The organism is Variimorphobacter sp. HTMS_6, from assembly GCF_059717775.1.
In genome coordinates this window covers 3,619,155-3,644,563 of record NZ_AP046094.1, presented here as the reverse complement: position 1 = coordinate 3,644,563, position 25,409 = coordinate 3,619,155, and the positions used below count along the sequence as shown (strand labels likewise).

23 protein-coding genes and 1 other annotated feature are annotated in these 25,409 nt (G+C 38.2%); of the genes, 19 read left to right on the top strand and 4 right to left on the bottom strand.

All coding sequences use genetic code 11. The features are described from left to right. Positions 1–187 precede the first annotated feature (187 nt). From AC6IWN_RS16440 to AC6IWN_RS16395, 10 genes are all read left to right on the top strand, one after another. Entirely contained in the window at positions 188–427 is a 240-nt protein-coding gene (locus AC6IWN_RS16440; protein ID WP_497988842.1) for a hypothetical protein, read from the top strand. A gap of 207 nt (positions 428–634) precedes the next feature. After that, positions 635–1,432: a cytidylate kinase family protein gene (locus tag AC6IWN_RS16435; RefSeq protein ID WP_497988840.1), complete on the top strand. Its 798-nt coding sequence runs from the start codon at positions 635–637 to the stop codon at positions 1,430–1,432. 344 nt (positions 1,433–1,776) lie between these two features. After that, positions 1,777–2,865, top strand: coding sequence for a sporulation integral membrane protein YtvI (ytvI, locus tag AC6IWN_RS16430; protein WP_497988838.1), 1,089 nt, complete (start codon positions 1,777–1,779; stop codon positions 2,863–2,865). A gap of 178 nt (positions 2,866–3,043) precedes the next feature. After that, positions 3,044–3,264 (top strand) — a binding site (T-box leader). 57 nt (positions 3,265–3,321) lie between these two features. Continuing rightward, positions 3,322–4,755 (top strand): proline--tRNA ligase, encoded by a 1,434-nt coding sequence (gene proS / locus AC6IWN_RS16425; protein ID WP_497988837.1) that lies wholly within the window; start codon positions 3,322–3,324, stop codon positions 4,753–4,755. Positions 4,756–5,067: 312 nt separating this feature from the next. Then, complete coding sequence (locus tag AC6IWN_RS16420; RefSeq protein WP_497988835.1) at positions 5,068–5,574, top strand: GNAT family N-acetyltransferase; 507 nt, start codon at positions 5,068–5,070, stop codon at positions 5,572–5,574. Between the two features lie 171 nt (positions 5,575–5,745). After that, on the top strand, positions 5,746–7,119 hold the full coding sequence (locus AC6IWN_RS16415; RefSeq protein ID WP_497988833.1) for a CCA tRNA nucleotidyltransferase: 1,374 nt from the start codon (positions 5,746–5,748) through the stop codon (positions 7,117–7,119). Between the two features lie 159 nt (positions 7,120–7,278). Next, positions 7,279–8,364: a hypothetical protein gene (locus AC6IWN_RS16410; protein WP_497988831.1), complete on the top strand. Its 1,086-nt coding sequence runs from the start codon at positions 7,279–7,281 to the stop codon at positions 8,362–8,364. Between the two features lie 81 nt (positions 8,365–8,445). Next, a complete protein-coding gene (locus tag AC6IWN_RS16405) occupies positions 8,446–9,801 on the top strand; it encodes a PEGA domain-containing protein (protein WP_497988829.1) in 1,356 nt (451 codons plus the stop codon). A 211-nt stretch (positions 9,802–10,012) separates the two neighbouring features. Beyond that, the gene (locus AC6IWN_RS16400) at positions 10,013–11,119 is read left to right on the top strand and encodes a hypothetical protein (protein WP_497988828.1); all 1,107 of its coding nucleotides are present in this window, start codon (positions 10,013–10,015) and stop codon (positions 11,117–11,119) included. A 159-nt stretch (positions 11,120–11,278) separates the two neighbouring features. Beyond that, on the top strand, positions 11,279–12,628 hold the full coding sequence (locus AC6IWN_RS16395) for a glucose-6-phosphate isomerase (RefSeq protein WP_497988827.1): 1,350 nt from the start codon (positions 11,279–11,281) through the stop codon (positions 12,626–12,628). A 461-nt stretch (positions 12,629–13,089) separates the two neighbouring features. Here the strand turns inward: AC6IWN_RS16395 and trhA are convergent, their stop codons facing one another. Continuing rightward, positions 13,090–13,758 carry a PAQR family membrane homeostasis protein TrhA gene (gene trhA / locus AC6IWN_RS16390; protein ID WP_497988825.1) on the bottom strand — a complete coding sequence of 223 codons (669 nt, stop codon included), beginning with the start codon at positions 13,756–13,758 and terminating at the stop codon, positions 13,090–13,092. 247 nt (positions 13,759–14,005) lie between these two features. Here trhA and AC6IWN_RS16385 point away from each other — a divergent pair, with 247 nt between their 5' ends. From AC6IWN_RS16385 to AC6IWN_RS16365, 5 genes are all read left to right on the top strand, one after another. Continuing rightward, the gene (locus tag AC6IWN_RS16385) at positions 14,006–14,185 is read left to right on the top strand and encodes a DUF951 domain-containing protein (protein WP_497988823.1); all 180 of its coding nucleotides are present in this window, start codon (positions 14,006–14,008) and stop codon (positions 14,183–14,185) included. Between the two features lie 37 nt (positions 14,186–14,222). Beyond that, complete coding sequence (locus tag AC6IWN_RS16380; RefSeq protein WP_497988821.1) at positions 14,223–14,870, top strand: HAD family hydrolase; 648 nt, start codon at positions 14,223–14,225, stop codon at positions 14,868–14,870. 153 nt (positions 14,871–15,023) lie between these two features. Further along, positions 15,024–15,776: an exodeoxyribonuclease III gene (locus AC6IWN_RS16375; RefSeq protein WP_497988819.1), complete on the top strand. Its 753-nt coding sequence runs from the start codon at positions 15,024–15,026 to the stop codon at positions 15,774–15,776. A gap of 113 nt (positions 15,777–15,889) precedes the next feature. Next, positions 15,890–16,474: a cyclase family protein gene (locus AC6IWN_RS16370; RefSeq protein WP_497988818.1), complete on the top strand. Its 585-nt coding sequence runs from the start codon at positions 15,890–15,892 to the stop codon at positions 16,472–16,474. A 78-nt stretch (positions 16,475–16,552) separates the two neighbouring features. Next, positions 16,553–17,617 carry an HD-GYP domain-containing protein gene (locus tag AC6IWN_RS16365; RefSeq protein ID WP_497988816.1) on the top strand — a complete coding sequence of 355 codons (1,065 nt, stop codon included), beginning with the start codon at positions 16,553–16,555 and terminating at the stop codon, positions 17,615–17,617. Here the strand turns inward: AC6IWN_RS16365 and AC6IWN_RS16360 are convergent. The 3 genes from AC6IWN_RS16360 to AC6IWN_RS16350 form a co-directional block, all read right to left on the bottom strand. After that, complete coding sequence (locus AC6IWN_RS16360) at positions 17,614–17,955, bottom strand: branched-chain amino acid transporter permease (RefSeq protein WP_497988814.1); 342 nt, start codon at positions 17,953–17,955, stop codon at positions 17,614–17,616. The genes AC6IWN_RS16365 and AC6IWN_RS16360 overlap by 4 nt on opposite strands. Continuing rightward, positions 17,952–18,710, bottom strand: coding sequence for an AzlC family ABC transporter permease (locus AC6IWN_RS16355; RefSeq protein WP_497988812.1), 759 nt, complete (start codon positions 18,708–18,710; stop codon positions 17,952–17,954). Before AC6IWN_RS16355 ends, AC6IWN_RS16360 begins: the two co-directional genes overlap by 4 nt. Positions 18,711–18,828: 118 nt before the next feature. Continuing rightward, positions 18,829–19,233, bottom strand: coding sequence for a hypothetical protein (locus AC6IWN_RS16350; RefSeq protein ID WP_497988810.1), 405 nt, complete (start codon positions 19,231–19,233; stop codon positions 18,829–18,831). A 246-nt stretch (positions 19,234–19,479) separates the two neighbouring features. On the opposite strand from AC6IWN_RS16350, the gene AC6IWN_RS16345 reads away from it, so the two are divergent. From AC6IWN_RS16345 to clpB, 4 genes are all read left to right on the top strand, one after another. Beyond that, the gene (locus AC6IWN_RS16345) at positions 19,480–19,695 is read left to right on the top strand and encodes a DUF4177 domain-containing protein (RefSeq protein ID WP_497988808.1); all 216 of its coding nucleotides are present in this window, start codon (positions 19,480–19,482) and stop codon (positions 19,693–19,695) included. Positions 19,696–19,748: 53 nt separating this feature from the next. After that, the gene (locus AC6IWN_RS16340; RefSeq protein WP_497988806.1) at positions 19,749–20,150 is read left to right on the top strand and encodes a hypothetical protein; all 402 of its coding nucleotides are present in this window, start codon (positions 19,749–19,751) and stop codon (positions 20,148–20,150) included. A gap of 141 nt (positions 20,151–20,291) precedes the next feature. Next, a complete protein-coding gene (cooS, locus tag AC6IWN_RS16335) occupies positions 20,292–22,205 on the top strand; it encodes an anaerobic carbon-monoxide dehydrogenase catalytic subunit (RefSeq protein ID WP_497988805.1) in 1,914 nt (637 codons plus the stop codon). A 499-nt stretch (positions 22,206–22,704) separates the two neighbouring features. Then, entirely contained in the window at positions 22,705–25,287 is a 2,583-nt protein-coding gene (clpB, locus tag AC6IWN_RS16330) for an ATP-dependent chaperone ClpB (RefSeq protein WP_497988803.1), read from the top strand. Positions 25,288–25,409: the final 122 nt, after the last annotated feature.

Here is a 25,409-nt window from a genome sequence, read left to right as displayed (position 1 = left end):
AAATATAAAGGATGGTTTACTGTTGCTAAGAAAAGAGTGGCAGTGAACCATTTATTTATTTAATTATAAAGATTACAGCATAGAAGATATGCAATCCTTGTTTATATATGACAGATTATGGTAGTTATAGAAAGCAGGCTATGTTATAATAAATTTGTATATAAAGATATTTATTAGGGGGAGTATAATGAGATCAATTAAAACGATGGTAGCTGGAATAGGGTTTTTGGTATTGGCAATGTGTGGATATGTTTTAGATCCGGGCGGATTTGGAGGGAGTTTGGCAATTATATCCTTTATCCTGGGAGTGATCCTATTTTTTATTGGATTATTTATGAAGGTTGAGGATGTAGAGCCACAACCTACGAACGATGATGACGAACAAGAAGAATCAGAATCAGAAGATTTTTATAAGGATGAACAATAAGGAATAAGAATGGTTTTATAAAAATGTGTCAAAATATTAATGCCTCTGTCTTCTCTGAAGGAGAAGAAACCATTGAATATAGAAACGATTTAGCACTATCTCAGCCCATGAAAATAATGTCATTTGATTAATGGTTGTGTTTTTTATTTGATTGGGCTATAATACTGTAAAACTATTTATAGAGTGAGTTGAAGAGAGAGGTTAATCATGCATATTACGATTACAGGCAATCTAGGTAGTGGCAAATCTACTATTTGTAAATTGCTAAATGAAAATTATCAATTTGAGGTATATTCAACGGGCAAAGTTCAGAGAGAATTAGCAAGACAGATGAACATGACAACATTGGAATTGAACCAGTTGATGTGTAGTGATAAAAAATATGATAAAATGATAGATGATGAAACTGCCAGAATTTCTAGAGAAAACAGGGACAAGAATATTATATTTGACTCCCGTCTTGCATGGCATTTCGTTGAAAAATCCTTTAAGGTGTTTGTATCCGTAAGTCTTGAAGTGGCAGCAGATCGTGTCATGAATGATCATAGGGGTGCTGAGGAAAAGTATACCACGATGGAGGAGGCGAAGGCCTTACTTGCGGAACGTGCTGCTACGGAATGTAGAAGATATAAGGATATCTATGATTTGAATTATATGGACTTCTCTAATTACAATCTGATCATTGATAGTACGAACTGCTCACCGGATAAAATAGCAGAGATCATTATTCGCGAGGCAAAAGCTTTTTATCAAAACAATATGACCGAGACAAACAAGATGTTGGTTTCTCCAAAGCGATTAGTGAAGGAAGAAGATATCACTGAAGAAGATATAAAGATTTTAAAGTCATTGGTGGAAGAATATAAAGCACTTTCATATGAGATTGACAAGGTGATTTCCGTTAGAAAGAAAGCCGATGATTATGAGGTACTGGAAGGAATGAATGAAGCAAAAGCCGCATTCCTCGCAAAAGCATGCTATGCGCCGGTCAAAGTGATAAAGTAAATTACTCGTCAAACATACTATTTAAGCGAGCATACATGTATTAATTTCAATGAATTTGATTAATTTATCCTTTGCTGCCGACGATTTACAGATTTGGTAATCAAAAATTACTCTAAACAAGATAATATTAGCAAAAAAATTAGAAATTATCCCCGTGGATATAAAAGAGGGTTTTACAAACAATATTGATAAGAGAGAATTCAATTAACGATGAATTCTCTTTTTTAATGATTATGAAAGAAGCATTTTAATGTTATTTAAGAGAATGCTTTCATTGGTAGGAAGGAATTTCTGTCTGATATGATTTCATAAAATGTTTGAAATATTCTAAAGGGGGTAAGTGCATGAAATCCTGGATGGAAAAATCAAATATTGCAAGATGGTTTATTTCCGTTGCGTTGATTACGGCGAGTGTTTATTTAGGGTTTCGTTATCTATTGCCGTTGATATTCCCTTTTCTGATATCCTATTTTCTAGCTTGGATTATTAGGCCGGTGGCAGAAACTCTTAATCGTCGCTTTAAAATTCCACGGCTAGTGGGAGGAGCCTTATCGTTAATCTTATTGATTGGGGTATTTGGCACAGCGCTGTTTCTATTAATTAAAGTTCTAATACGTCAGGCATTTGAACTGGTAAAAAATATCCCGATTTATCTGGACATTATAGCGGGGAAATTAGATGCGATCTGCAAACACTGTGATGGTATGGTTGGTCTGAATGTGGGAACTTTTAAAGAAGTTTTGGATGAGAACATTACCAGTACCATTGACATGGTAAAGACAAATATTATGCCAAAGATTACGCAACACAGCATCTCCTTCACATTTCAATTTATTACATTGATAGGAATTACTTTGATTGTGCTGGTTGCAGCAGTACTGATTGTAAAAGAATTACCGGCTTTTCATGATAAATTTGACAGTAACACACTGTATAAGGATATCCATAAGGTGACAGAGAAATTATCGGATGCGGGACTGGCGTTCCTTCGTTGTCAGTTGATTATTATGTCTGTGGTTGCAGTGATTAGTGTGCTGGGGTTAACAATTTTGGGTAGCCGCTATGCTGTATTATTAGGGGTCGGAATTGCATTTCTTGATGCACTACCGATACTTGGAAGTGCAATGGTATTTATTCCGTGGGCAATCATCTCACTGATTAACGGCAATATTCTATCTGCCGCAATTTTATTTACAACATTTCTGGTATGTCAGGTGATACGTGAAATTCTAGAACCGAAGTTGATTGGCAATCGAATCGGTATTAAACCTTTGTTTACATTGATGTCAATGTATGTTGGGCTAAAATTGTTTTCAATCGCTGGATTTTTCTTAGGACCCATCGGATTACTGATTATTATAACGGTATATAAGGTGATATACGACAAGACGGAGATTGCAAAGATTGAAAACCATACGTTTTATGAAGATTGAAGATTTAATGGTTCTTTGTATCCAATTAATAAGCGACTTTTAAATATGAAACCTACTCAGATGAATTAATACTATTGAAAGTCGCTTATTGATTATATGAAAGGGATGCAAAGGTTTCCGCTTGACAAAGACGATTTTCTGGCATAGAATTAATTCACTATTGAAAAGATATTATTATAATTAAGCGATGAAGAGGAACAGTAGATAATAATCACATTCCAGAGAGAGAAGCATAGGTGAGAGCTTCTTATGAAGATGTTATTGAACCAGCCTTGGAGCATTGTATGAAGGAAGTAGTATTCCGGGAAATGCAACGTAAAACCGGCGTTAACGGTGTTGAGAGAGCTGTTTAAAGAATAGCTAATTAGGGTGGCACCGCCGAGTCTTTCGGTCCCTGTTGGGATTGAGGGGCTTTTTTTGTTGTACGAAGTTAAATTATATAAAGGAGAGATAGCTATGGCACAGGATAAGAAACTGGTTGAATCGATTACTTCCATGGAAGCGGATTTTGCACAGTGGTACACCGATGTAGTAAAAAAGGCAGAGTTGATAGAGTACTCTACAATTAGGGGATGTATGATTCTTCGTCCCCAAGGATATGCGATTTGGGAGAATATCCAGAAACAACTGGATGCGGATTTTAAAGCAACCGGAGTGGAAAATGTATATATGCCAATGTTTATTCCGGAAAGCTTATTGCAGAAGGAAAAGGATCATGTAGAGGGGTTTGCACCTGAGGTTGCCTGGGTAACACATGGTGGTGGCGAAGCTTTACAGGAGAGAATGTGCGTTAGACCTACATCAGAGACCTTGTTCTGTGATTTCTACTCCAAAATTATTCAGTCCCACAGAGATTTACCTAAGCTTTATAATCAGTGGTGCTCCGTTGTTCGTTGGGAGAAAACAACCAGACCTTTCCTTCGTTCTATGGAATTCTTGTGGCAGGAGGGACATACTGCACATGCTACAGCAGAAGATGCAGAAGAGAGAACAATTCAAATGCTGAATGTATATGCTGACTTCTGTGAGCATGTACTTGCGATTCCGATGATCAAGGGTAAGAAGTCTGAAAAAGAGAAGTTTGCAGGAGCTCATGCAACCTATACAATTGAAGCATTAATGCATGATGGTAAGGCTTTACAATCCGGTACCAGCCATAACTTTGGAGATGGATTTGCAAAAGCATTTGACATTACGTATACCGATAAGAATAATACATTACAGCATGTTCATCAGACTTCATGGGGTATGTCCACCAGAATTATCGGTGCGATTATCATGGTACATGGTGATGACAGCGGTTTGGTTTTACCTCCAAGAATTGCACCAACTCAGATTATGATCATTCCGATTAATCAGAACAAGGAAGGTGTACTTGATAAAGCATATGAATTAAAGGATACATTAAGCTCCTTCAAGGTTAAGGTAGATGACTCCGATAAGAGCCCAGGCTGGAAGTTCAGCGAGCAGGAGATGAGGGGTGTTCCAATTCGAATTGAGATTGGTCCAAAAGATATCGCTTCTAATCAGGCTGTTATTGTTAGAAGAGATACCAGAGAAAAGATCGTTGTGTCCTTAGATGATATCGCTACCAAGGCAGGCGAGGTTCTAGAAACCATGCAAAATGATATGTTAGAAAGAGCAAGAACACATCGTGACACACACACGTATACCGCAACCAATATGGAGGAATTCGAAAAATTGGTAGCAGAGAAGCCGGGATTTATTAAGGCTATGTGGTGCCAGGATGAGGCTTGTGAACTTGAAATTAAGGATAAAACAGGAGCTACCTCACGTTGTATGCCATTCGAACAGGAACATATCGCAGACACCTGCGTGTGCTGTGGAAAACCTGCTAAGGCAATGACCTATTGGGGTAAGGCATACTAAAAATTAAGAAGAAATATTAAGAAGCTAAAAGAAATACATCCTTCACTAGGAAGACTATTAAAAGAATAAGCATATAAAATAAGGGTAGATTATCGATTGTATAGTCGGGATAATCTACCCTTTTTTAATTGTCACGCGATAATTCAAATCATAAAAGGTAAGATGCTTGCGAACTGAGGTAGGATCTGCTTTTTCTAAACTTTGTTACATACTCTTTGTATGCGAAAACTTTTCTATGCTATACTCTTGATATTTTGCAGATTTATAGCATAATTTATATTATAAATAGATTGGATAGAGGGTAGGTTACATATGAATAAATTTCGAAAAGCAAAAGAACATGAACTCCAAGAAGTGGTGCGGGTTTTTAAAAAAGCAATTGAGAAGATGAGAGGTCAGAATATATTTCAGTGGGATGAGAGATATCCGAATGAAGAAGTGTTGCGAAACGATATAGCAGAAGAAGAATTATATGTTCTGAGTGAGGATGATGTAATAAAAGCCTGTGTAGTATTGAATGAATTTCAAAATGAGGAATACCGTAATGGTGAATGGCAATACTCTGATGGTAAGATTGCAGTAGTGCATCGCTTATGTATTCACCCGGATTATCAGGGGCAGGGGATAGGAACAACGATGATGAAGTCATCGGAGGATTATCTTAGACAGCAGGGATATCAAATTATCCGTTTGGACTCCTTTTCGGCAAACCGTGCTGCACTTAGCTTATATGAAAAGCTAGGATTCACCTATGCAGGGCAGGTGACCTTTGATGATAGGGGCTTTTTTAAGCTTATGGAGAAAAGGATACAGCCGTAAAGCGAACAGAAACTCCCGAAAAATGAGTTTGTTTTCTGGTGGTTCTCATATCCCCTGAACATAGGGACACTTATCCGCCCCTAGAATCACCAACAAAGAACCTATCTTTGTTGAATAATGTCCTCTGCTTTGTTATAATCGTAAATACCAATTAATTTTAGGAGGCAGTCAATGGAGTTTCATATTCCCGAAAAAGTGAATATAATCATAGAGGAGCTGATGAGCCAAGGCTATGAGGCTTATGCCGTGGGTGGCTGTGTGCGCGATATGTTACTTGGTAGAGAACCGGAGGACTGGGACATTACTACCTCTGCTACACCTATGGAGGTGAAAAGGATATTCCGTAGAACGGTAGATACCGGAATAGTGCATGGTACAGTGACTGTGCTTTTGGATAAGGATCATTATGAAGTGACAACCTACCGACTGGATGGGATCTATGAGGATAATCGTCACCCGAAGGAGGTTTCGTTCACCTCCAGTCTCACGGAGGATTTAAAGCGTAGAGATTTTACCATTAATGCGATGGCTTATAATAAAAAGGAAGGCTTCATTGATTTGTTCGGAGGAATGGAGGATCTGAATAAGGGGCTAATACGCTGTGTTGGTAGTGCAGTGGAACGCTTTGATGAGGATGCTCTTCGTATCCTTCGAGCAGTACGATTCTCGGCGCAGTTGGGTTTTGATATAGAAGAGAAGACGATGGAGGCAATACGTAGTAAGGTATTGTTATTGAATAATATCAGTGCAGAACGTATTCGAGTGGAATTAACCAAATTACTGATATCTGATCATCCGGATCGCCTTCACACTCTTTATGAGGTAGGAATTACAGGGGTGATTTTACCTGAGTTTGATTTGATGATGACCACTCCGCAGAAGAATAAGCATCATATCTTTTGCGTAGGTGAACACACGATTCATGCGGTAGAAAGTGTTGCAGGGAAGCAGTCAGAAGAGTTATTTTCTCCAGCGCATCGGAGCATTCTTAAGTGGACGATGTTGCTTCATGATATAGAGAAGCCGGGTACTATTACGGTAGGTAAGGATGGTCAGAATCATTTTTATGGTCATCCGGAGAAAGGTGCTACAACGGCAAAGAAAATATTAAAAAGATTAAAATTTGATAATGATACACTGGATGGCGTAGTGCATCTAATACGCTGGCATGATTATCGATTTACATTAACTCCCGCAGGCATGAGGAAAGCTGCTTCAAAGATTGGCAAGAACTATATGGAGTTACTATTTGAAGTGAACAGGGCGGATACCTCTGCGAAAAACCCTGAATTCACGAAGGAAAAATTTGATAATCTGAAGGAAGCAAGACGTCTATACCAAGAGATACTGGAACGGGAAGAATGTGTAAGTCTGAAGGAGCTAAATATCAATGGTAACGATTTGATTGGTGAAGGCTTAAAGCCGGGCAAGTACATGGGGGAGATCTTGAATCGACTTTTAGAGGAGGTAATAGAACATCCGGAATTAAACCGTAAGGATTTATTGCTTGAACTTGCGCGACCGATGTTTGAAACCAATTCTTAACTTACTACGTAATAATTAAACAATAAATCTATGATATATTTAGAAAAGTCTTTGAAGAAAATTTCATTATTTTCATCTTAGGCTTTTTTATATTCATGAATCGTCAAGTCATATCATAATATTAGTAGACGGGTTTCACATTAGTTGGGAGGGTAAGCTGTGGAGGATAGAAGCCAGGAAGCATTAAAAAGATATCGACTTAAGATATACAACATATATAAAGCCAGGGGTGCTTTTTTATTGGAGACGGATTGTGGGTTGAAGCTTTATAAAAGCTTTGAGGGCTCCAAAAATAGGGCATTGTTTGAAGACAAGGTCAAAGAACACCTCTTCCTGAATGGCTATCCGAATACGGACTTATTTGTCAGGACGATAGAGGATGAAATCCTTAGTGAAGATAGCGCTGGGTGCCAATATATCATGAAAAGCTGGTTCTGGGGTGAAGAATGTAATTTAAAAGAGCTGTCGCAGATAGAAACTGCTGCTGCAAATTTAGCTAGATTACACAGTGTGCTCAAAGGGGTCGAGTTCACAGAAGAACAAATGGAGCATAATATATCTCCGGATTTGATGGATACCTTTGATAAAAGAAACCGTGAATTAAAAAGGGTTAAGGGCTATATAAGGGATAAAAAACAGAAGAATGAATTTGAACTACTCTATCTGAACTATTATGATAACTTTTATGAACAGGGTGTTGTGGCTGCGCAGCGGTTATCCAAAACCAACTATAAAGCTTTAATGAAGGAGTCAATAAAAGAAGGCGCTGTATGTCATGGTAACTATACATATCACAATATTATTATGCTTAAAAACAAGGTGGATGCTTTGACAAAAAGTTTTGTGCCACCGGGGTGGGTTAATAAACAATCACTGAGTGTAGCAGATTTGGGAGGGGCGTCGAACCCGATCGCAACCACTAATTTTGAAAAAAGCTATATTGGATTGCAAATTTGTGATTTATATCAATTCATTCGTAAGGTTATGGAAAAAAACGATTGGGATATTCTGTACGGCAGTAATATCATAGAAGCGTATGATAGAGTAAAAGCGATATCGAAGGAGGAAATGAATATCTTGTACCTGCTCCTCCTCTATCCGGAGAAATTTTGGAAGATCACTAATTTTTATTATAACGGTAAAAAATCATGGATATCGGGTAGAAATACCCAGAAACTGAATACGATCGGTGAGCAAAATGAAAAAAAACAAATGTTTCTGGAGAAATTGGAGAGTATACTATAGATTACGGGATTGAATTAGGGATTTAGGTAAGATATAATAAACCACAGATACAAAAGTTATGAATACGATTGAGGATAATAAATGGAGCCACGAAAAAAATATCATAAAAGGCCGATTACAAGTTTGCTAATTGGATTAGGGTTTTTGACTTTAATCCTTCTGGCAACTATGATTGCGGCGTCACAGAGTACAAATTATCAAAATGGGGGTAATACATCGTCAAACGATGACAGCTCAGAGCAGGATTATGAAGGTAAGGTTCTCTGTGTGGTAAAAAACATAGATTCCGAGAATCAACTGATAACCTTGCTGGATGTAGACACCAGAGTTGAATTAACTCTGACATACACCGGTGGAACGGATGTTACGGATAAGTACAATAAGATCATCTCCATGAGCCAGATTCCGTTGGGAGTTATGGTGGATGCATCCTATGATAGTTCGAGTTCTAAGCTTCTTAGTATGAATCTATCAACGAAAGCTTGGGAATATGTCAGAGCAAATAATATGGGCATTGATCTTCAAAAACAAATAATGACAATAGCGAATAAAAAGTACCAATACAATGGGAGTTTGAATGTTTTAGATGGGGATGAATTTGTATCTGTAAATACCCTGGCAAAGCAGGATGAACTGACCGTATGGGGTTATGGTGAGACGATATGGTCCATCATTATCACGAAGGGTCATGGTACGATAAGGCTTGAAAATTATGAGGGCTATCTTGGTAATAATATTAGGGTGGGATCTCAGAAGTCTCAAAAAATTGAAACAGGGTTAGAGATTACTGCCAGAGAAGGAGAAAGTAATCTAACTGTTGAAAATGGTTTATATAGCGCTACAAAGAGTGTAATGGTGAAGAAAGGTCAAGTGACCTATGTATCGTTAAATGACATGGGGCCGGTGGGACCGGAAACAGGATCAATATTCTTTCAAATTACTCCTTACGGAGCGGATTTGTTTGTAGATGGTAAATTATCAACCTATGAGAATGCAATTAAGCTAGAGTATGGTAACCATAAAGTTAAGGTTTCATTAGGTGGATATAATACCTATGAAGGGGTAGTTAATGTTAATTCTGAAACGAAGACAGTTAAGATTAAGTTGCCTGTAGCAACGACGAAGGAGGATCCGACTTCAACTGAGACGGATAATTCCCCAACCGTTACACCGTCTCCTACTCCAAATCCACAGATCACGGGTAGTGAGAATGCTACAAATAAAATCTATGTCCAGACACCAGCCGGTGCGTCCGTATATTTTGATGGTAGCTTTATTGGGGTTGCACCTTGTAACTATAAGAAAATAATTGGCTCGCATGTGCTTACCTTTATTAAGGATGGCTACGATACCAAGAGCTATACGGTAGAGATTGCGGATGATAATATTGATGCTTATTTCAATTATCCGGAATTGATAAAGACCACGAAAAATTAGAAGTAAGTTACCACGGGGAACCGTATGAAGATTTTTTCAACAATATTTATTATCAAAACCTGTCATACTTGAAAGATTGCTTCACTTATGGATCATATAATGTTGGATTGCATAGAAATGCGTCTATCGATTTTTGCTCCTTTCTCTTTTCAAAGTTATTATTGTAAGATATAATAACTGTTAAATTATGGAAAAGAGAGAGGGGCATTTTATGGTTCAATATTTATACGACAGAGATATTATACTTTATACCTATGCAGGTTTGTGTGGATTGGGGTTGTTCCTCCGTTTAATCGTGAATATGGTGTACAAGCATTTGGTAAAACAATCGGAAGATTTAAGTAAAGCAAAGAATAAAATGCTTCGCTATATTAAGATGAAATTCGAGGCCTGCTATCGTCTTAAGATAGGTGTGAATAATGTGGATACTTTTGTGGATAAGAATGTACTGAGGTATAGATTTTGTGGAGCCTTATTATCCACGTGGGAGAATCTATGTGGACAAATCTTGTTTCTAAATCTTCTAATAGTGCCTATTTTAGCGGTTTTCGGCGTTATTTATAATTGTGGACAAGCTGCGATTTTGTTCTCGGGAGTTGTGGGTATCTCATCAAGTGCGGTATTAGTAATTGTGGATAAAAGTATTAATTTGTCGAACAAAAAGACAATATTTCGCATTAATTTGCTGGATTATTTAGAGAATTTTTGTAAGGTTCGCATGGAACAAGAGGCAAGTTCGCCGGAGCTAGTGGAACAGAATCGTCGCGAGTATCTGCAAGTACTGGATGTCAATTATGCGGATGATAATGCTAAGCAGGAGACGAAGGATGAACTGAATCGAAGAAGAGAAGCTAGACGACAGAAAGAGGAAGAAAGAAAACAGCAGGCATTGAAACGCGAAGAAGAAATGCGGAAGGCAGAGCAAGAAAGAAAAGAAGAAGAAAAAAGAAAGCTGGAAGAAAGAAAGCAGATGGCAGCAAAGCGTCGGGAAGAGGAGCGCCTAAAGGCGGAGGAAGAACGAAAAGCGCTGGAAGCAAGACGGGCTGAACTCAAACGGAAGGCTCAGGAGATGCAGTATGTAAATGAATTGAAAATGCAACAGGAGGAAAAGGATAAAGTAAAACCGGAATCTCCTAGTGAAGCAGAGGTAGTGGCGGATAATCAGGAGGCTACGGAACTTCTTCAAAGTGGGTTAGAAGAAATTGCTGCGGATAAAGAGAAACCGGAGAAAAACGTCGTTAGTAAAGCAAAAACTTTTACCACTACGTTACAAGAGGAGAAACTAATCGAAGATGTTTTAAAGGAGTTTTTCTCGTAGCGAATTAATTATATACATAAAAAAGCACTCTTTAAGGGCTATACGAATGCGGATGATGTTAAAATGTAAGGAATAAAAAGGTCAGTCACAGAAAATCGTTGAATAATAGGGTTGCCTTTGTTAGAATATAAGTACAAAGCAAGAAAGGAAGTATAAATAATGGCTAATAAGGTTACATTTGATTTTTCTGTGGCAAGTAAATTTATTTCTAACGAAGAGATCGGTATGATTAAGGCTTCTGTTGAAGTGGCTAAAGATCAACTTGTTAATAAAACAGGCGCAGGAAACGACTTTTTGGGATGGATTGACCTCCCGGTAGACTATGACAAGGAAGAGTTTGCACGTATTCAGAAGGCGGCAGCAAAGATTCAGGGTGATTCTGAAGTACTGCTCGTTATCGGAATTGGCGGTTCTTATTTGGGAGCCAGAGCTGCGATTGAATTCCTTAGACACAGTTTCTACAATTCAGTGTCAAAAGAAATCAGAAAGACGCCGGAGATTTATTTCTGTGGAAATAACATCAGCAGCAATTACATGAATCATTTGATTGAAGTAATAGGGGAGAGAAACTTTTCAATTAATATTATCAGTAAATCCGGTACAACCACTGAACCGGCGATTGCATTCCGTGTATTCAAAAAACTCTTAATTGAGAAATATGGTAAAGCAGAAGCGGCAAAGAGAATCTATGCAACGACGGATAAGGCAAGAGGGGCCTTAAAGAATCTTGCAACAGAGGAAGGTTATGAAAGCTTTGTTGTACCTGATGATGTGGGCGGACGTTTCTCTGTATTAACGGCAGTAGGACTTCTTCCAATCGCAGCAAGCGGTGCGGATATTACTAAGCTTATGGAAGGTGCTGCAAGCATGAGAAATTATTGCTTGAATAGCAGTTATGAGGAGAATGATTCCTTAAAATATGCAGCAGTTCGTAATATATTACTTCGTAAGGGTAAATCGATCGAAATCCTTGTAAACTATGAGCCGTCTCTTCACTTTGTATCAGAGTGGTGGAAACAGCTTTATGGTGAAAGCGAAGGCAAGGATCAAAAAGGTATCTTCCCGGCAGCAGTAGATTTTACAACCGATCTTCATTCTATGGGTCAGTTCATTCAGGACGGACAACGTACCATGTTTGAAACAGTTGTTACGATTGAAAATTCTGCAACAGAGATTATTCTGGAAGAGGAAGAGATCGATCTTGACGGTTTGAATTATCTTGCAGGCAAGAGCGTTGATTTCGTGAATAAGAGCGCAATGAAAGGTACTTTACTTGCACATACAGATGGTAATGTTCCGAATCTTCTTGTATCATTACCAGAACAAAACGAATTCTATCTTGGTGAACTCTTTTACTTCTTTGAATTCGCATGCGGTGTAAGCGGATATATGCTCGGCGTAAATCCGTTTGATCAACCGGGTGTTGAGAGCTATAAGAAGAATATGTTCGCTCTTCTTGGCAAACCAGGATTTGAAGCACAGCGCGAAGAGTTATTAAAGAGATTATAAGACGATATAAAAATATATAACTCAGTATTCGCAGGTGAATATTATAGTTAATGCAAAAACCATTTGATCTGATATCTTTGTTTCGGTAATGCAACGGTGAAGCACATGCATCCGCGCCAGCATAAGATATCAGATTAAGTGGTTTATTTTTGGAATGGGAACATAATGATTAGTAATCCGATAATTTGTATATTCTTATACAATAAAACAAAATGGGGCAAGGAACATTCATGAATATATTGAGTATAATATATTAATCACATTAAAGGTAGTAAGTTAGAGATGTCGGGATTGGATACATATCTTAAATCGTTCGCAACCGAATCCCTTATACCTCATAAAGAGTGTAACAGCTTATTACCTTGGTAAATTACCTGTTTATTCGGCTGCTTAACATAGATATGATAAATCGGGGCTTTTGTATATGTTTACAAAAGCCCCGATTATTATTTGAATTAAATTTACGGCATTACTGCAATATAGGAATACATTAGCATAAAGTGACAAAAGCTACCGCCCATAACAAATAAGTGAAAGATTTCATGAGTTCCGAAGTTCTTATGGCGGTTATTGAACAAAGGAAGCTTTAATGCATAGATGATACCACCTACTGTGTAAATGATTCCGCCTGCAAGCAACCATTCGAATGCTCCGTTTGGCAGAGTGCTGATTAATGGGGTAAATGCCAATACACAGGTCCAGCCCATAGTAATATATACAGCGGAGGAAAACCATTTGGGACAATGAACCCAAAAACCAGTTACAATAATACCAACAATTGCAAGACCCCAAATCAATAGAAGTAATGGAATACCAATGTTATTGCCGAGTGCAATCAAACATATTGGAGTGTAGGTTCCAGCAATTAATACGTATATTGCCATATGATCGAATTTTTTCAATCTTTGGTGTATTGTCATCGTTTTGCCAAACGTATGGTAAACGGTGCTGGCTGTGTATAATAGAATCATACTTAGTATAAATACGCCCAAGGATATGAGATGGACGCTTCCGGGTTGTCTCGCTGCCTTGATTAATAAAGGAGTTGCTGCAAATAACGCCATTAACATACCTATTAAGTGTGTTATTGCACTACCCGGTTCTTTTACTGTTACATTTTTTACTGTCATAAAATCAGCTCCTTTTAAGTTTTATGATAAATTAATTATTTACGTTTCTCGCCTGATTATACACAATGTAGAATCAATAATTCATCATGTAGTAATTAATACTACATATAACGTAATTTAATACTACAACATATCGTAACAATATGCAAGATGAAATTTAAATTTAAATAAAAGTTATTTTGTGATATAATAAATGAATAAAAGATGGTATTGATTAATAACAAAATGACATGGGAGAGAGGATACGATGGATTTAAATGTAGGCGAAATCGTCAAATTAAAAAAGCAACATCCTTGCGGAAGTAGTGAATGGGAGATACTCCGGGTAGGTATGGATTTTCGTTTGAAATGCCTGGGTTGTGGACATCAGATCATGATTCCCAGAAAACAAGTAGAAAAGAATATCAAGCAAGTTAGAAAGCCCTGACTTGAATGAATGTTTTTAACGGAAAGGAGGCTTTAGGATGAAATATGTATTGTTAGATTTGGATGGCACATTAACAAATCCTAAGCTTGGAATAACAAAATCAGTTCAGTATGCTCTAAAGGCATACGATATAATAGAAGATAATCTGGACAACCTTTGTAAATATATCGGCCCGCCGTTATGGGTATCTTTTAGGGAATATCATGGTATTAAAGAGGATCAAGTTAATGATATTGTAGAAAAATACAGAGAATACTTTTCTGTAAAGGGTATCTTTGAAAATGAAGCCTATGAAGGGATAGCAGAATGTCTAGAGAAGTTGAAGGCAGCCGGAAAAACTTTGATTGTAGCTACTTCTAAGCCTGAGTTTTTTGCTCGTCAGGTTGTGGAACACTTTGGGTTGGATGGGTATTTTACCGATGTTTGCGGCTCATCCCTCGATGGATCGAGAAGCACAAAGGAAGAGGTAATACGTTATGCCTTAGAGAAGAATCATATCACTGAGCTGGATGAAGTGGTAATGGTAGGTGATCGATTGCATGATATTGAAGGAGCGAAAGCGGTAGGTTTAGCAAGCGTAGGTGTATTGTACGGATTTGGAAGCCGTGAGGAGCTAGAAGAATATAAGGCAGATCGAATCGCTGAAACAGTAGAAGTGCTATATGATGTTATCATGGATATATAATTTATAATCGAATGGTACAATATAGTATTAATAAAGATGCTTGGAGTAATGAAGAATATATGTATATAAATCATATTTACAAAGAGATTTATACATAATATATAGCAAAAAAGAAACAAGAGAACAATATCTCATATACGAAAGGAAAATATCATGAAGCTGGTATCATGGAATGTGAATGGATTAAGAGCCTGTTTAAATAAAGGTTTTTCGGATTTCTTCTATAGTGTAAATGCTGATGTGTTCTGTTTACAGGAAACAAAACTACAACCGGAGCAGGTGGAGGTATCCTTTGAAGGATACAGCCAATATTTTAATTCCGCAGTGAAAAAAGGGTATTCAGGAACGGCAGTATTTACAAAAGTGGAGCCAATTAGTGTTTGTTATGATCTTTGTATGGACAAGCATAATGATGAGGGAAGAGTTATCACGTTAGAGTTTGAGGATTTCTATTTGGTTACCGTATATACTCCAAACTCTCAGAGGGAGCTTGCCAGACTTGACTACCGAATGGAATGGGAGGATGACTTCAGGGATTACGTTATGAATCTAGATAAGAAAAAACCGGTGGTAATATGCGGTGATCTTAATGTAGCTCATCAGGAGATCGATCTTAAAAACCCTAAGACCAACACCAAGAATGCTGGATTTACAAAAGAAGAACGTGAGAAGATGACAACTCTGTTAAGTAGTGGATTTGTTGATACGTTCCGTTATAAATATCCTGAGGCCAGAGATATGTATACTTGGTGGTCATATATGTTTAAGGCTCGTGAGAAGAACGCAGGGTGGCGTATTGATTACTTCTTGACTTCTGAGGCATTAAAGGATCGTATTGAGGATAGTGTCATTCATAAGGACATATTAGGAAGTGACCACTGTCCGGTTGAGCTGATAATAAAATAGTCGTATTGCTTGATATTATCGTAAGTATACACATATTAATGATTTGATAATGATTGAAAATATATTTCGTAAGTAACATAAACAAGACTAATAGTAACGAGGAGGAAAAATTAATGAAGATTTATGATATATCACAAGAACTATTTTCGGGAAAGGTTTTTCCGGGAGATCCTGCTCCCACTTATGACAGAGTGTTGAAAATCGCAAAAGGGGATGTCGTAAACCTAACAAATGTTGTTATGGGAGCACATAATGCGACACATCTGGATGCACCATATCATTTTATTGATAACGGCAAGACGGTAGAACAACTGGATCTGTCACGCTGTATTGGCCCATGTACTGTAGCAGAGTTCTCAGATGATATCACTGTGGAGGAACTGGAGAAAATATTAGCCCATAGTCAAAAACGTTTCTTGATTAAAGGTGACGCTGTGGTGACGTTGGAGAGAGCAAAACTATTTAACAAATACGGAATCCTCCTGGTTGGTGTTCAGCCACAGAGTGTTGGTCCAATGGATGGACCAATGGAAGTTCACCTAGAACTTTTGGGTTCTGAGGTTGTTCTTTTGGAGGGATTAGTGCTGGATGAAATCGTACCCGGAGATTATTTTCTCAGCGCTGCACCTTTAAAGCTTGGAGGAAGTGATGGGGCTCCATGTAGGGCAACTTTATTGGATCTGAGAGACCTAAATTAGACAAATTTCACTTGTGTTTTTGTCAAATTATAGTTATACTCAAATGGGTAGGTAATATGTATTGGGAGGAAGTTTATTGTGGATATTTTAAGAATAGGAATTGACCAAATAAAACCTGGTATGATAGCAGCATCCGATATCTATAATTCAATGGATCAACTGCTCGTTCCGAATGGAACAGAGATAAATGATAAGATTATCACCAGATTAAGATATTATAATATTCAGGCAGTTGCAATTCAGAAAGGGATCAAGCAAGTTCCCACAGAATCATATATTGATATGCTTCGTAGCACTCCCGAATTTAAAAAATTCAACAGAACCTATGTTAGCTCTATTGAGAATGTACAGGATAACCTAAGTAAAGTTGTTAAAGGCGAAGGGGACATCAATGTCGAGGAGATGCTATCAGAGACGGATCGCATATTAAAAGAGAGCCGTAACGGAGCTCATTTAATGGAGATGCTCCATGGAATTAGGGATTATGATGACCTGACTTTTGTACATAGTCTTAATGTGTCTTTAATCTGTAATATATTTGCAGGTTGGTTAAAGTTTTCCCCTGAAGATACCAAAACCCTCACCCTATGTGGTTTGCTTCATGATATCGGAAAGATATTAATGCCGAAGGAAATCATGTCTAAAAAAGGCAGATTAACGAGTGATGAATATGAGATTATCAAGACTCACACCTTTAAAGGCTTCCAGGCACTGAAAGATCAACCGGTGGATATCCGTGTTAAGTTCGCTGCACTGATGCATCATGAAAGATGTGATGGCAGTGGTTATCCAAATGGTTTTGTTGCAGAGCAGATTGATGATTTTGCTAAAATCGTAGCTATTGCGGATGTATATGATGCGATGACATCTAATCGTGAATACCGCACAGCAATTTGTCCTTTTGATGTTGTAGAAAGCTTTGAGAAGGATGGATTCTTAAAATATGACCCCGGATTCTTGCTTATTTTTATGGAGCGTATTGCTGAGTCATACCTACATAATATCGTTCGGTTGAATGACGGCAGAGAGGGAGAAGTTGTAATGATTAACAGACTGTCCCTGGCAAGACCGATCGTAAAGATAGGCGTAGAATATGTGGATTTATACAAAAATCATAAATTATCGATAGAATCAATTATCTAACAACTTATAAATACATATTGAACTAGTATCATATAAAAAAGAGCACCACCTCCAATGCTGAGGAGGGTGTTCTTTTTCCATATATGGAGAACTGTAATTAAAGCAATGGACAAAATCTCGGGTAAGGCAAAAGGAGCGTGCAATATCGTGATATTCTTTAAGCAATAAACCACAAGCATGCCAATAATAGTAAAAGGTAAAATGTCAGCAAGGTACTTTATGTATTTGGGTATTTCTCTGTTTTCCGGAAATAGTATAAAAGGAAGCACTCTGGTTAAAACCGTTCCTAAGGATACCACGGAGAAAAAGATGATCAATTGAGGCACGGTATAGTTCATATCGATTTTCTCCTTTCCATAGGTGATTTTAATATTGTTACGAAGAAAAGGATACAGAGCATGGAGGGAATGATGAAATTAGTTGCACCGAATACCAGACGACATAGGATTGCACTAGCAATACCGATGATTGCAGGTAAATGATTTGTAGCGGACCTCCACTGATTTATCAAAATAACCACAAACAGTGCAGTGAGAACAAAATCGATTCCCTTTGTATTAAAAGTAAGCATACTTCCTAAGAAACCACCAATTAATGTCCCTGTTATCCAATAGCTTTGGTTTAGCAGTGATATAAAAAGATAAAACCACTTTGTGCTGATATCTTCAGGTACCTTGGCGGAACAGACGATGGAGAACGTTTCATCCGTTAACGAGAAGATCAGATAAGGCTTCACAAATCCTAACCCACGGTATTGTTTTAGCATAGACACTCCATAAAACATATGTCTTGCATTAACCGCCAGCGTCATAAGGAAAGCGCCGATTGGGTCAAAGCCCGCAGCCAGTAGGGTTACGGTTACAAACTGCATGGAGCCGGCATAGATAAATACACTGGCTAACAGTGACCAGATAAGCGGAAATCCCTTGCTATTCATTAGGATGCCGTAAGCAGCCCCAAGTACAAGATAGCCTGTCAATACGGGGATGGTTAATGGAAAAGCAGCCAGAAAAGCTGCTTTTTTGTGATTTAGATTTTTGTGATCTACATTTTTTTGATTTGTATTTGTATGATTTGAAGTAAAATATTCCATATAAATATACACCTTTCAATAATTGCTGCTGACAGGTTCAGCCGCTAGGAAATTAAACCATCAATCCTTTGCACTTAAATAACATTGATTATGATGAACACACTACTGTTGCATTTGTTTACTTCTTGGAAGATCCCACATATACGGGATTAAAATCATCACTGTCAGCACATAAAAAGCCACCAAACTGTACAATAACCGCTTCAAAATATTTGACTAGAATATCAAGATCCTCTTCACATAGCTTTAATGCAAAGACAGTCTGAATATTACGGTTTTTTATGAAAGACGCATCCGAAGGATCCTTAAACTGAGGATCAATACTCTCAATATCCACAGAGTTTTCATTATTAAATTCTAATTCAAGGACATTGAACTCTTCCCATAACTGCACGGAGAGCTCCTTGTTTTCTTTGAAAAGCTCTGAGAGCTCCTTTGCACCCGTTTGTGAAGGAGTCATATAGAGCAGATCGATGTATTTTTTGATTTCTTTTTTTGCTTGATTCTTGTTTTTCTTAGCCATAGTCACGTCCCTTTCCGAGGAAATAGTATCTTGAACATTATAATACTTAGTATTGCAGGAAGCAATACATATATTACAGAGACATGTGTAAAAGCAAAAGGAAGTGGTGAACAGTGCTTTTATAATTGGGAAAGTATTTAATACTTAAAAGGATTAGTAAAGGATTGAAAGAGAAAGTGAAATAATGTAAAATAGTAATAGCAATATCCATATTTTGTAGTATGTGTATAAGTAAGGAGAATAATTATGAGGTGGGAGTATAAGGTATTAGGCGTGGATTCTATTCTTAAAGTAGATGATGATACGCAATTAGAGGATAAGCTAAATCAGTTAGGAGAAGAGGGATGGGAATTGATCGGTATTCTTGATCAGGTAGATTCGGGATTCGGTTTTCAACCCCGTGTATGTTATAACCATATTATGCTGAAAAGACCGAAGGCTAATAGTGAAACAGAATTATAATAGACTTGGGTAGAAACCGGAGATGCTTGTATATAGCATAGGGGGAAGAATATATGAAAAAGAAAATAATAAAACGGGCTGTTATTATAATTATTGTTACTGCTATCATTGCTTTTTTGTATCTATGGCTGGGGAACTTTAAGGTATCTGCTGATCATATTGCAAAAATTAAAGTTCAATGGCAAACACAAGAGGTTACTATTGACAAAGAAACTGAGATACAGGAATTTTGTGGTCGATTTAACCAAGAACACTATAAGCTTGTGGGATATAGTGCCGGCAAGGGATCGGAATACGGGGTGAAATGCTATGATTCCTCCGATCATCTCATTTTTAGTTTTAATACTTATGGGGAAAATACAATTAAACACAATGATTTAATATATAAACCCAAGAACTCCAATTTTAACCTGGAATTTATCGATAAATTATTTGGGAATAAGCCTAAGGGTTAATTAGTAAAAATTTTAATAGCCGAGAGCACATTATAAAAATTTGAAATAAATAATATATTTTCCTGCAAGTTTGGAATACTAAGTCATGAAATTTTGGAATTAAATCATGAAATTTTAGAATTTGTAGGAAGGAATATTGATATGGCCGAAAAAATATTGGAAAAACCAGAGGGTCGTGTTAGTTATCATGACTCTGTTGAAGAGATGCTAGTAAGAATCCGTGAAGATGGGATGAGCAATGTATTTGATCGATGGGCTCAACAGGAGAAAATTCGCTGTAAATTCTGCCTTGAGGGTTTAAGCTGCCAATTATGCTCCCATGGTCCATGTAGATGGAATGTGGAAAAAGGATTTGATAAAGGGGTATGCGGAATTGGCCCTGATGCAAATGCTATGAGAAAGCTGTTAATTCAGAATACACTGGGAGCCGGAACTTATAGCCACCATGCTTACGAAGCATTTCGTACTCTAAAATCTATCGGGGAAGGAAACTCACCATTTAAAATCACAGATGAGAATAAACTGAAGTGGATGTGTGAAAAAGTAGGTATTAACACAAATCAGGATGTAAAGCAGCTGGCGATTCAATTAGCGGAGCTTCTGGAAGCACAACAAAACATTGGGGCGAATGAAAAGAATATAATGGTTGAGGCCTTTGCTCCTAAAAAGAGAATACCAGTATGGAAAGAGTTGCATCTGTATCCGGCGGGTACTGTTCACGAAGAACAAAACTGTGTGGCAAGCTGTCTTACAAACGTGGATGGTGATTATACATCGTTGGCGTTAAAAGCATTACGGCTTGGTTTGGCAACGATTTATAATTCACAGATTGGTCTTGAGATGGTGCAGGATATTATCTTTGGAACTCCGATGCCACATGAGGTGAATACGGATCTTGGTATCTTTGACCCGGATTATATTAATATTGTATTCAATGGTCATCAGCCTTGGATTGGAGCATTAACTATTGAAAAACTTCATGATTCAAAATATCAGGAAAAAGGAAAGGCAGCAGGTGCCAAGGGAATTCGTGTAATCGGTTCTATTGAGACCGGTCAGGAGCTACTTCAACGTTATCCGATGGATGAGGTTTTTGTTGGATTAATGGGGAACTGGCTTGCAATTGAGCCTATGTTAGCAACCGGAGCGGTGGATGTGTTAGCGATGGAGGAAAACTGTTCACCACCTGCAATTGATTCTTATGCTGAAAAATATCAGGTGGCATTAGTGGCGATTAGTACAATCATCGGTGTTCCTAGAATTCAGGAAAAGTTGGCCTATCATCCGGATAAAGCGGATGAGATGTCGGAACGATTGATAGAACTAGGAATAGAGAACTTTAAAAAACGTCATAACAAAGTGAAGGCTCATGTACCGAAGAGAGTGCAGAGGGCAATTGCAGGATTTTCCACAGAAGCGGTTCTCGGCGCATTAGGCAATAAATTGGATCCACTGGTAGATGTAATCGTTGCGGGAAAGTTAAAAGGTGTGGTAGCATTAGCAAATTGTTCAACACTTCGGAATGGGCCGCATGATTGGAATACGGTCAATTTAACAAAAGAGTTAATAAAGCGTGATATTCTAGTTGTGGCAGGCGGATGTGGTAATCATGGTTTAGAGGTAGCTGGGCTATGTAGTCTGGAGGCAGCAAATATGGCAGGTGCAGGATTAAAAGAGGTGTGCGAGCTTTTAAAAATTCCACCTGTATTAAGTTTTGGAACCTGTACCGATACCGGTAGAATCTCTATGCTTGTTACTGCGCTTGCAGATCATTTGGATGTGGATATACCTCAACTACCGATTGCTGTTACAGCACCGGAATGGATGGAACAGAAGGCAACAATTGATGGAATCTTTGCGGTTGCTTACGGTGCATTCACTCATTTGTCACCAACGCCGTTCCTCTCCGGAGCACCGAATCTGATTAAGTTAGTAACTGAAGATGTGGAAGGATTGACAGGAGGTAAGGTTGCACTTGGTGATAATCCTGTTGAGGTGGCTGAGATGATTGAAGCGCATATCATCGGTAAGCGCAAAGGGTTAGGATTATCATAATTTATAATTATTGAAAAAAGGGTTGCTGTAAAAATTATAATCTAATTTGCAGCAGCCCTTATCTGTGTGTTCTTGTTTATGTATTTTATAAGAATATTAAATCTATATTTCCGTATTCAATTGATTCGGGTGATTTTTACTATCTAGAACAAGATAGTCATTTCACAATGCATGATACTTTTCTAATTGCATATCCTACCTTCTTTCCTATGTTGATTCCTGAGGAAATCCATATCAAATTTGATTATAAAATGATTTAAAAATATGTAAAATAATTATTGTGCTATAAATTATGCAAATCTTGTTAAGATGTAAAAATTTGAAACTCACTCTTGAATCTATAAAATATACGTGTTATAGTATCTGTAGAACAGATATCACAAAAGATAGATCTAAGAAATAAATATAAATTATATCAGTCTTAAATTCGTACAGATTGATAATGTATGAAACAGAGGATTAGAAAAAATGAATATTAATTCATAAAGGAGGAGTAGATTTGAACATTAATAAGTTTACGCAAAACTCATTGCAGGCGGTACAACAGTGTGAGAGCCTGGCATATGAATATGGTCATCAGGAAATAGATGTAGAGCATCTGCTCTATAGCCTAATTTCATTGGAGGATAGTTTAATAAAGAAGCTGTTGGAGAAGATGGATATCTCAACAGAGGTGTTTTTGGCACAGGTGAAAGGGTTATTAAATAAGAGAGCAAAGGTTTCCGGAGGACAGGTTTATATTAGTAATGACCTGAATAAAATTCTTATCCTCGCAGAAGATGAAGCGAAACAGATGGGAGATTCCTATGTATCGGTGGAGCATTTATTCCTAAGTATGCTCAAGCAGCCGAATAAGGCTGTGAAGGAATTGCTAAAGGAATTTCACATCACCAGAGACGACTTTTTAAAAACGTTACAGTCCGTTAGAGGGAATCAGAGGGTAGTGAATGATAATCCGGAAGCTACCTATGATACCCTTGAGAAATATGGGTATGACCTAGTAGCACGTGCGAAGGAGCAAAAGCTCGACCCTGTGATTGGACGTGACAGTGAGATACGTAATGTGATCAGAATCTTATCCAGAAAGACAAAAAACAATCCGGTACTAATCGGAGAACCCGGTGTTGGTAAAACTGCTGTAGTAGAAGGATTGGCGCAAAGAATTGTAAGAGGGGATGTTCCGCAATCCTTAAAGAATAAGAAACTATTTGCTCTGGATATGGGTTCCTTGGTTGCAGGTGCAAAATACCGTGGAGAATTCGAGGAACGACTGAAGGCTGTACTGGAAGAAGTGGTGAAAAGTGAGGGTCAAATTATCCTATTCATTGATGAGCTCCATACCATCGTAGGAGCGGGTAAGGCAGAAGGCTCGATGGACATGGGTAATATGCTCAAGCCAATGTTGGCCAGAGGAGAGCTACACTGTATTGGTGCAACTACCTTGAATGAATATCGTCAGAACATTGAAAAGGACGCAGCACTGGAGCGCCGTTTCCAACCGGTTCTGGTGGAAGAGCCTACGGTGGAGGATACAATCTCAATTCTGCGTGGATTGAAGGAACGATATGAGGTATTCCACGGAGTTAAGATTACCGACGGCGCTCTAGTCAGCGCAGCAACCTTATCCAATCGCTACATCTCGGATCGTTTTCTTCCGGATAAAGCAATCGACCTTGTGGACGAGGCATGTGCGCTGATTAAGACAGAACTAGATTCCATGCCAACTGAGTTGGATGATATGCAGCGTAGAATTATGCAGATGGAGATTGAGGAAGCAGCGCTTAAGAGGGAGAATGACAGACTGAGTGCGGACAGATTAAGTGAACTACAGAGAGAACTCGCAGAGCTTAGAGAGTCTTTTTCCTCAGCAAAGGCTACATGGGATAAGGAGAAGGCGTCCATGGAGAAAGTTCATAAGCTCCGTGAAGAACTGGAGAATTTAAATAATGAGATTGAACTTGCAGAACGTAGCTATGATTTGAATAAGGCAGCAGAGTTAAAATACGGAAGGCTTCCTGAACTGATGCGTCAGCTGGAATCAGAAGAGGAACGTCTTAAAGCAGAAGAACAGGTTCTGGTACACGAAAATGTAAGTGAGGAGGAGATTGCGAGGATTGTATCCCGTTGGACAGGAATTCCAATCACACGGCTCACCGAAGGGGAGCGTAGTAAGACGTTGCATCTTGGTGATACCCTTCATACAAGAGTGGTAGGTCAGGATGATGGAGTGGAGAAAGTATCCGATGCGATTCTTCGTTCCAAAGCCGGCATTAAGGATCCTACGAAACCAATCGGTTCCTTCCTGTTTTTAGGTCCCACTGGTGTGGGTAAGACGGAGCTTGCGAAAGCATTGGCTGAAAACTTATTCGATGATGAACACAATATGGTGCGTATTGATATGAGTGAGTATATGGAGAAGCACTCCGTAGCCAGATTAATCGGTGCTCCTCCCGGATACATCGGTTACGATGAAGGCGGTCAGCTCACGGAGGCAGTTAGACGTAAGCCTTATACCGTCGTATTATTTGATGAAATCGAGAAAGCCCACCCTGATGTTTTTAATGTATTACTTCAGGTGCTGGATGACGGACGTATCACTGATTCCCAGGGAAGAACAGTGGACTTTAAGAATACAATTATTATTCTTACTTCCAACATCGGTTCAAGGTATTTATTAGAAGGAATTGAAGAATCAGGAGAGATTAAAAATGAGGTTGAAGATCTGGTTATGACAGAGCTTAGAGCGCATTTTCGCCCGGAATTCCTCAATCGGCTAGATGAAATCATCCTATTTAAACCGCTAAGCAAGGATAATATCAATGATATCATGGATCTGTTGATTGTAGATCTTAACAAACGATTAGAGGATAAGGAGATCACGATTGAATTATCACCGTCAGCAAAGGATCTAATTGCGGACAGCGCATATGACCCGGCATACGGAGCTAGACCATTGAAGCGTTACTTACAGAAGAATGTAGAAACCTTAAGTGCGAGATTAATTCTTAGCGATCAGGTTCGTCCACAGGATACGATTTTAATTGAGGTAGAGAATAATCAGTTAGTAGCGACGGTAATATAGGATATAAACCATAAAAATTTATTAAAAATCAGAGTGAGTACAACTTACTTCATCAAGTTAGTAAGACTTAGGTGAAGTTAAGAGTTCTCACTCCTTTTTATTCTACAAAATCAAGATGTTCT

Bases quoted from the DNA above. Each gene is read 5' to 3' on its own strand.
- AC6IWN_RS16440 (WP_497988842.1), top strand. From the start codon at position 188: ATGAGATCAATTAAAACGATGGTAGCTGGAATAGGGTTTTTGGTATTG.
- AC6IWN_RS16405 (WP_497988829.1), top strand. From the start codon at position 8,446: ATGGAGCCACGAAAAAAATATCATAAAAGGCCGATTACAAGTTTGCTA.
- AC6IWN_RS16420 (WP_497988835.1), top strand. From the start codon at position 5,068: ATGAATAAATTTCGAAAAGCAAAAGAACATGAACTCCAAGAAGTGGTG.
- AC6IWN_RS16360 (WP_497988814.1), bottom strand. From the start codon at position 17,955: ATGAACTATACCGTGCCTCAATTGATCATCTTTTTCTCCGTGGTATCC.
- AC6IWN_RS16355 (WP_497988812.1), bottom strand. From the start codon at position 18,710: ATGGAATATTTTACTTCAAATCATACAAATACAAATCAAAAAAATGTA.
- AC6IWN_RS16415 (WP_497988833.1), top strand. From the start codon at position 5,746: ATGGAGTTTCATATTCCCGAAAAAGTGAATATAATCATAGAGGAGCTG.
- trhA (WP_497988825.1), bottom strand. From the start codon at position 13,758: ATGACAGTAAAAAATGTAACAGTAAAAGAACCGGGTAGTGCAATAACA.
- AC6IWN_RS16370 (WP_497988818.1), top strand. From the start codon at position 15,890: ATGAAGATTTATGATATATCACAAGAACTATTTTCGGGAAAGGTTTTT.
- AC6IWN_RS16385 (WP_497988823.1), top strand. From the start codon at position 14,006: ATGGATTTAAATGTAGGCGAAATCGTCAAATTAAAAAAGCAACATCCT.
- ytvI (WP_497988838.1), top strand. From the start codon at position 1,777: ATGAAATCCTGGATGGAAAAATCAAATATTGCAAGATGGTTTATTTCC.
- AC6IWN_RS16395 (WP_497988827.1), top strand. From the start codon at position 11,279: ATGGCTAATAAGGTTACATTTGATTTTTCTGTGGCAAGTAAATTTATT.
- AC6IWN_RS16375 (WP_497988819.1), top strand. From the start codon at position 15,024: ATGAAGCTGGTATCATGGAATGTGAATGGATTAAGAGCCTGTTTAAAT.
- AC6IWN_RS16340 (WP_497988806.1), top strand. From the start codon at position 19,749: ATGAAAAAGAAAATAATAAAACGGGCTGTTATTATAATTATTGTTACT.
- proS (WP_497988837.1), top strand. From the start codon at position 3,322: ATGGCACAGGATAAGAAACTGGTTGAATCGATTACTTCCATGGAAGCG.
- cooS (WP_497988805.1), top strand. From the start codon at position 20,292: ATGGCCGAAAAAATATTGGAAAAACCAGAGGGTCGTGTTAGTTATCAT.
- AC6IWN_RS16435 (WP_497988840.1), top strand. From the start codon at position 635: ATGCATATTACGATTACAGGCAATCTAGGTAGTGGCAAATCTACTATT.
- AC6IWN_RS16400 (WP_497988828.1), top strand. From the start codon at position 10,013: ATGGTTCAATATTTATACGACAGAGATATTATACTTTATACCTATGCA.
- AC6IWN_RS16380 (WP_497988821.1), top strand. From the start codon at position 14,223: ATGAAATATGTATTGTTAGATTTGGATGGCACATTAACAAATCCTAAG.
- AC6IWN_RS16350 (WP_497988810.1), bottom strand. From the start codon at position 19,233: ATGGCTAAGAAAAACAAGAATCAAGCAAAAAAAGAAATCAAAAAATAC.
- AC6IWN_RS16345 (WP_497988808.1), top strand. From the start codon at position 19,480: ATGAGGTGGGAGTATAAGGTATTAGGCGTGGATTCTATTCTTAAAGTA.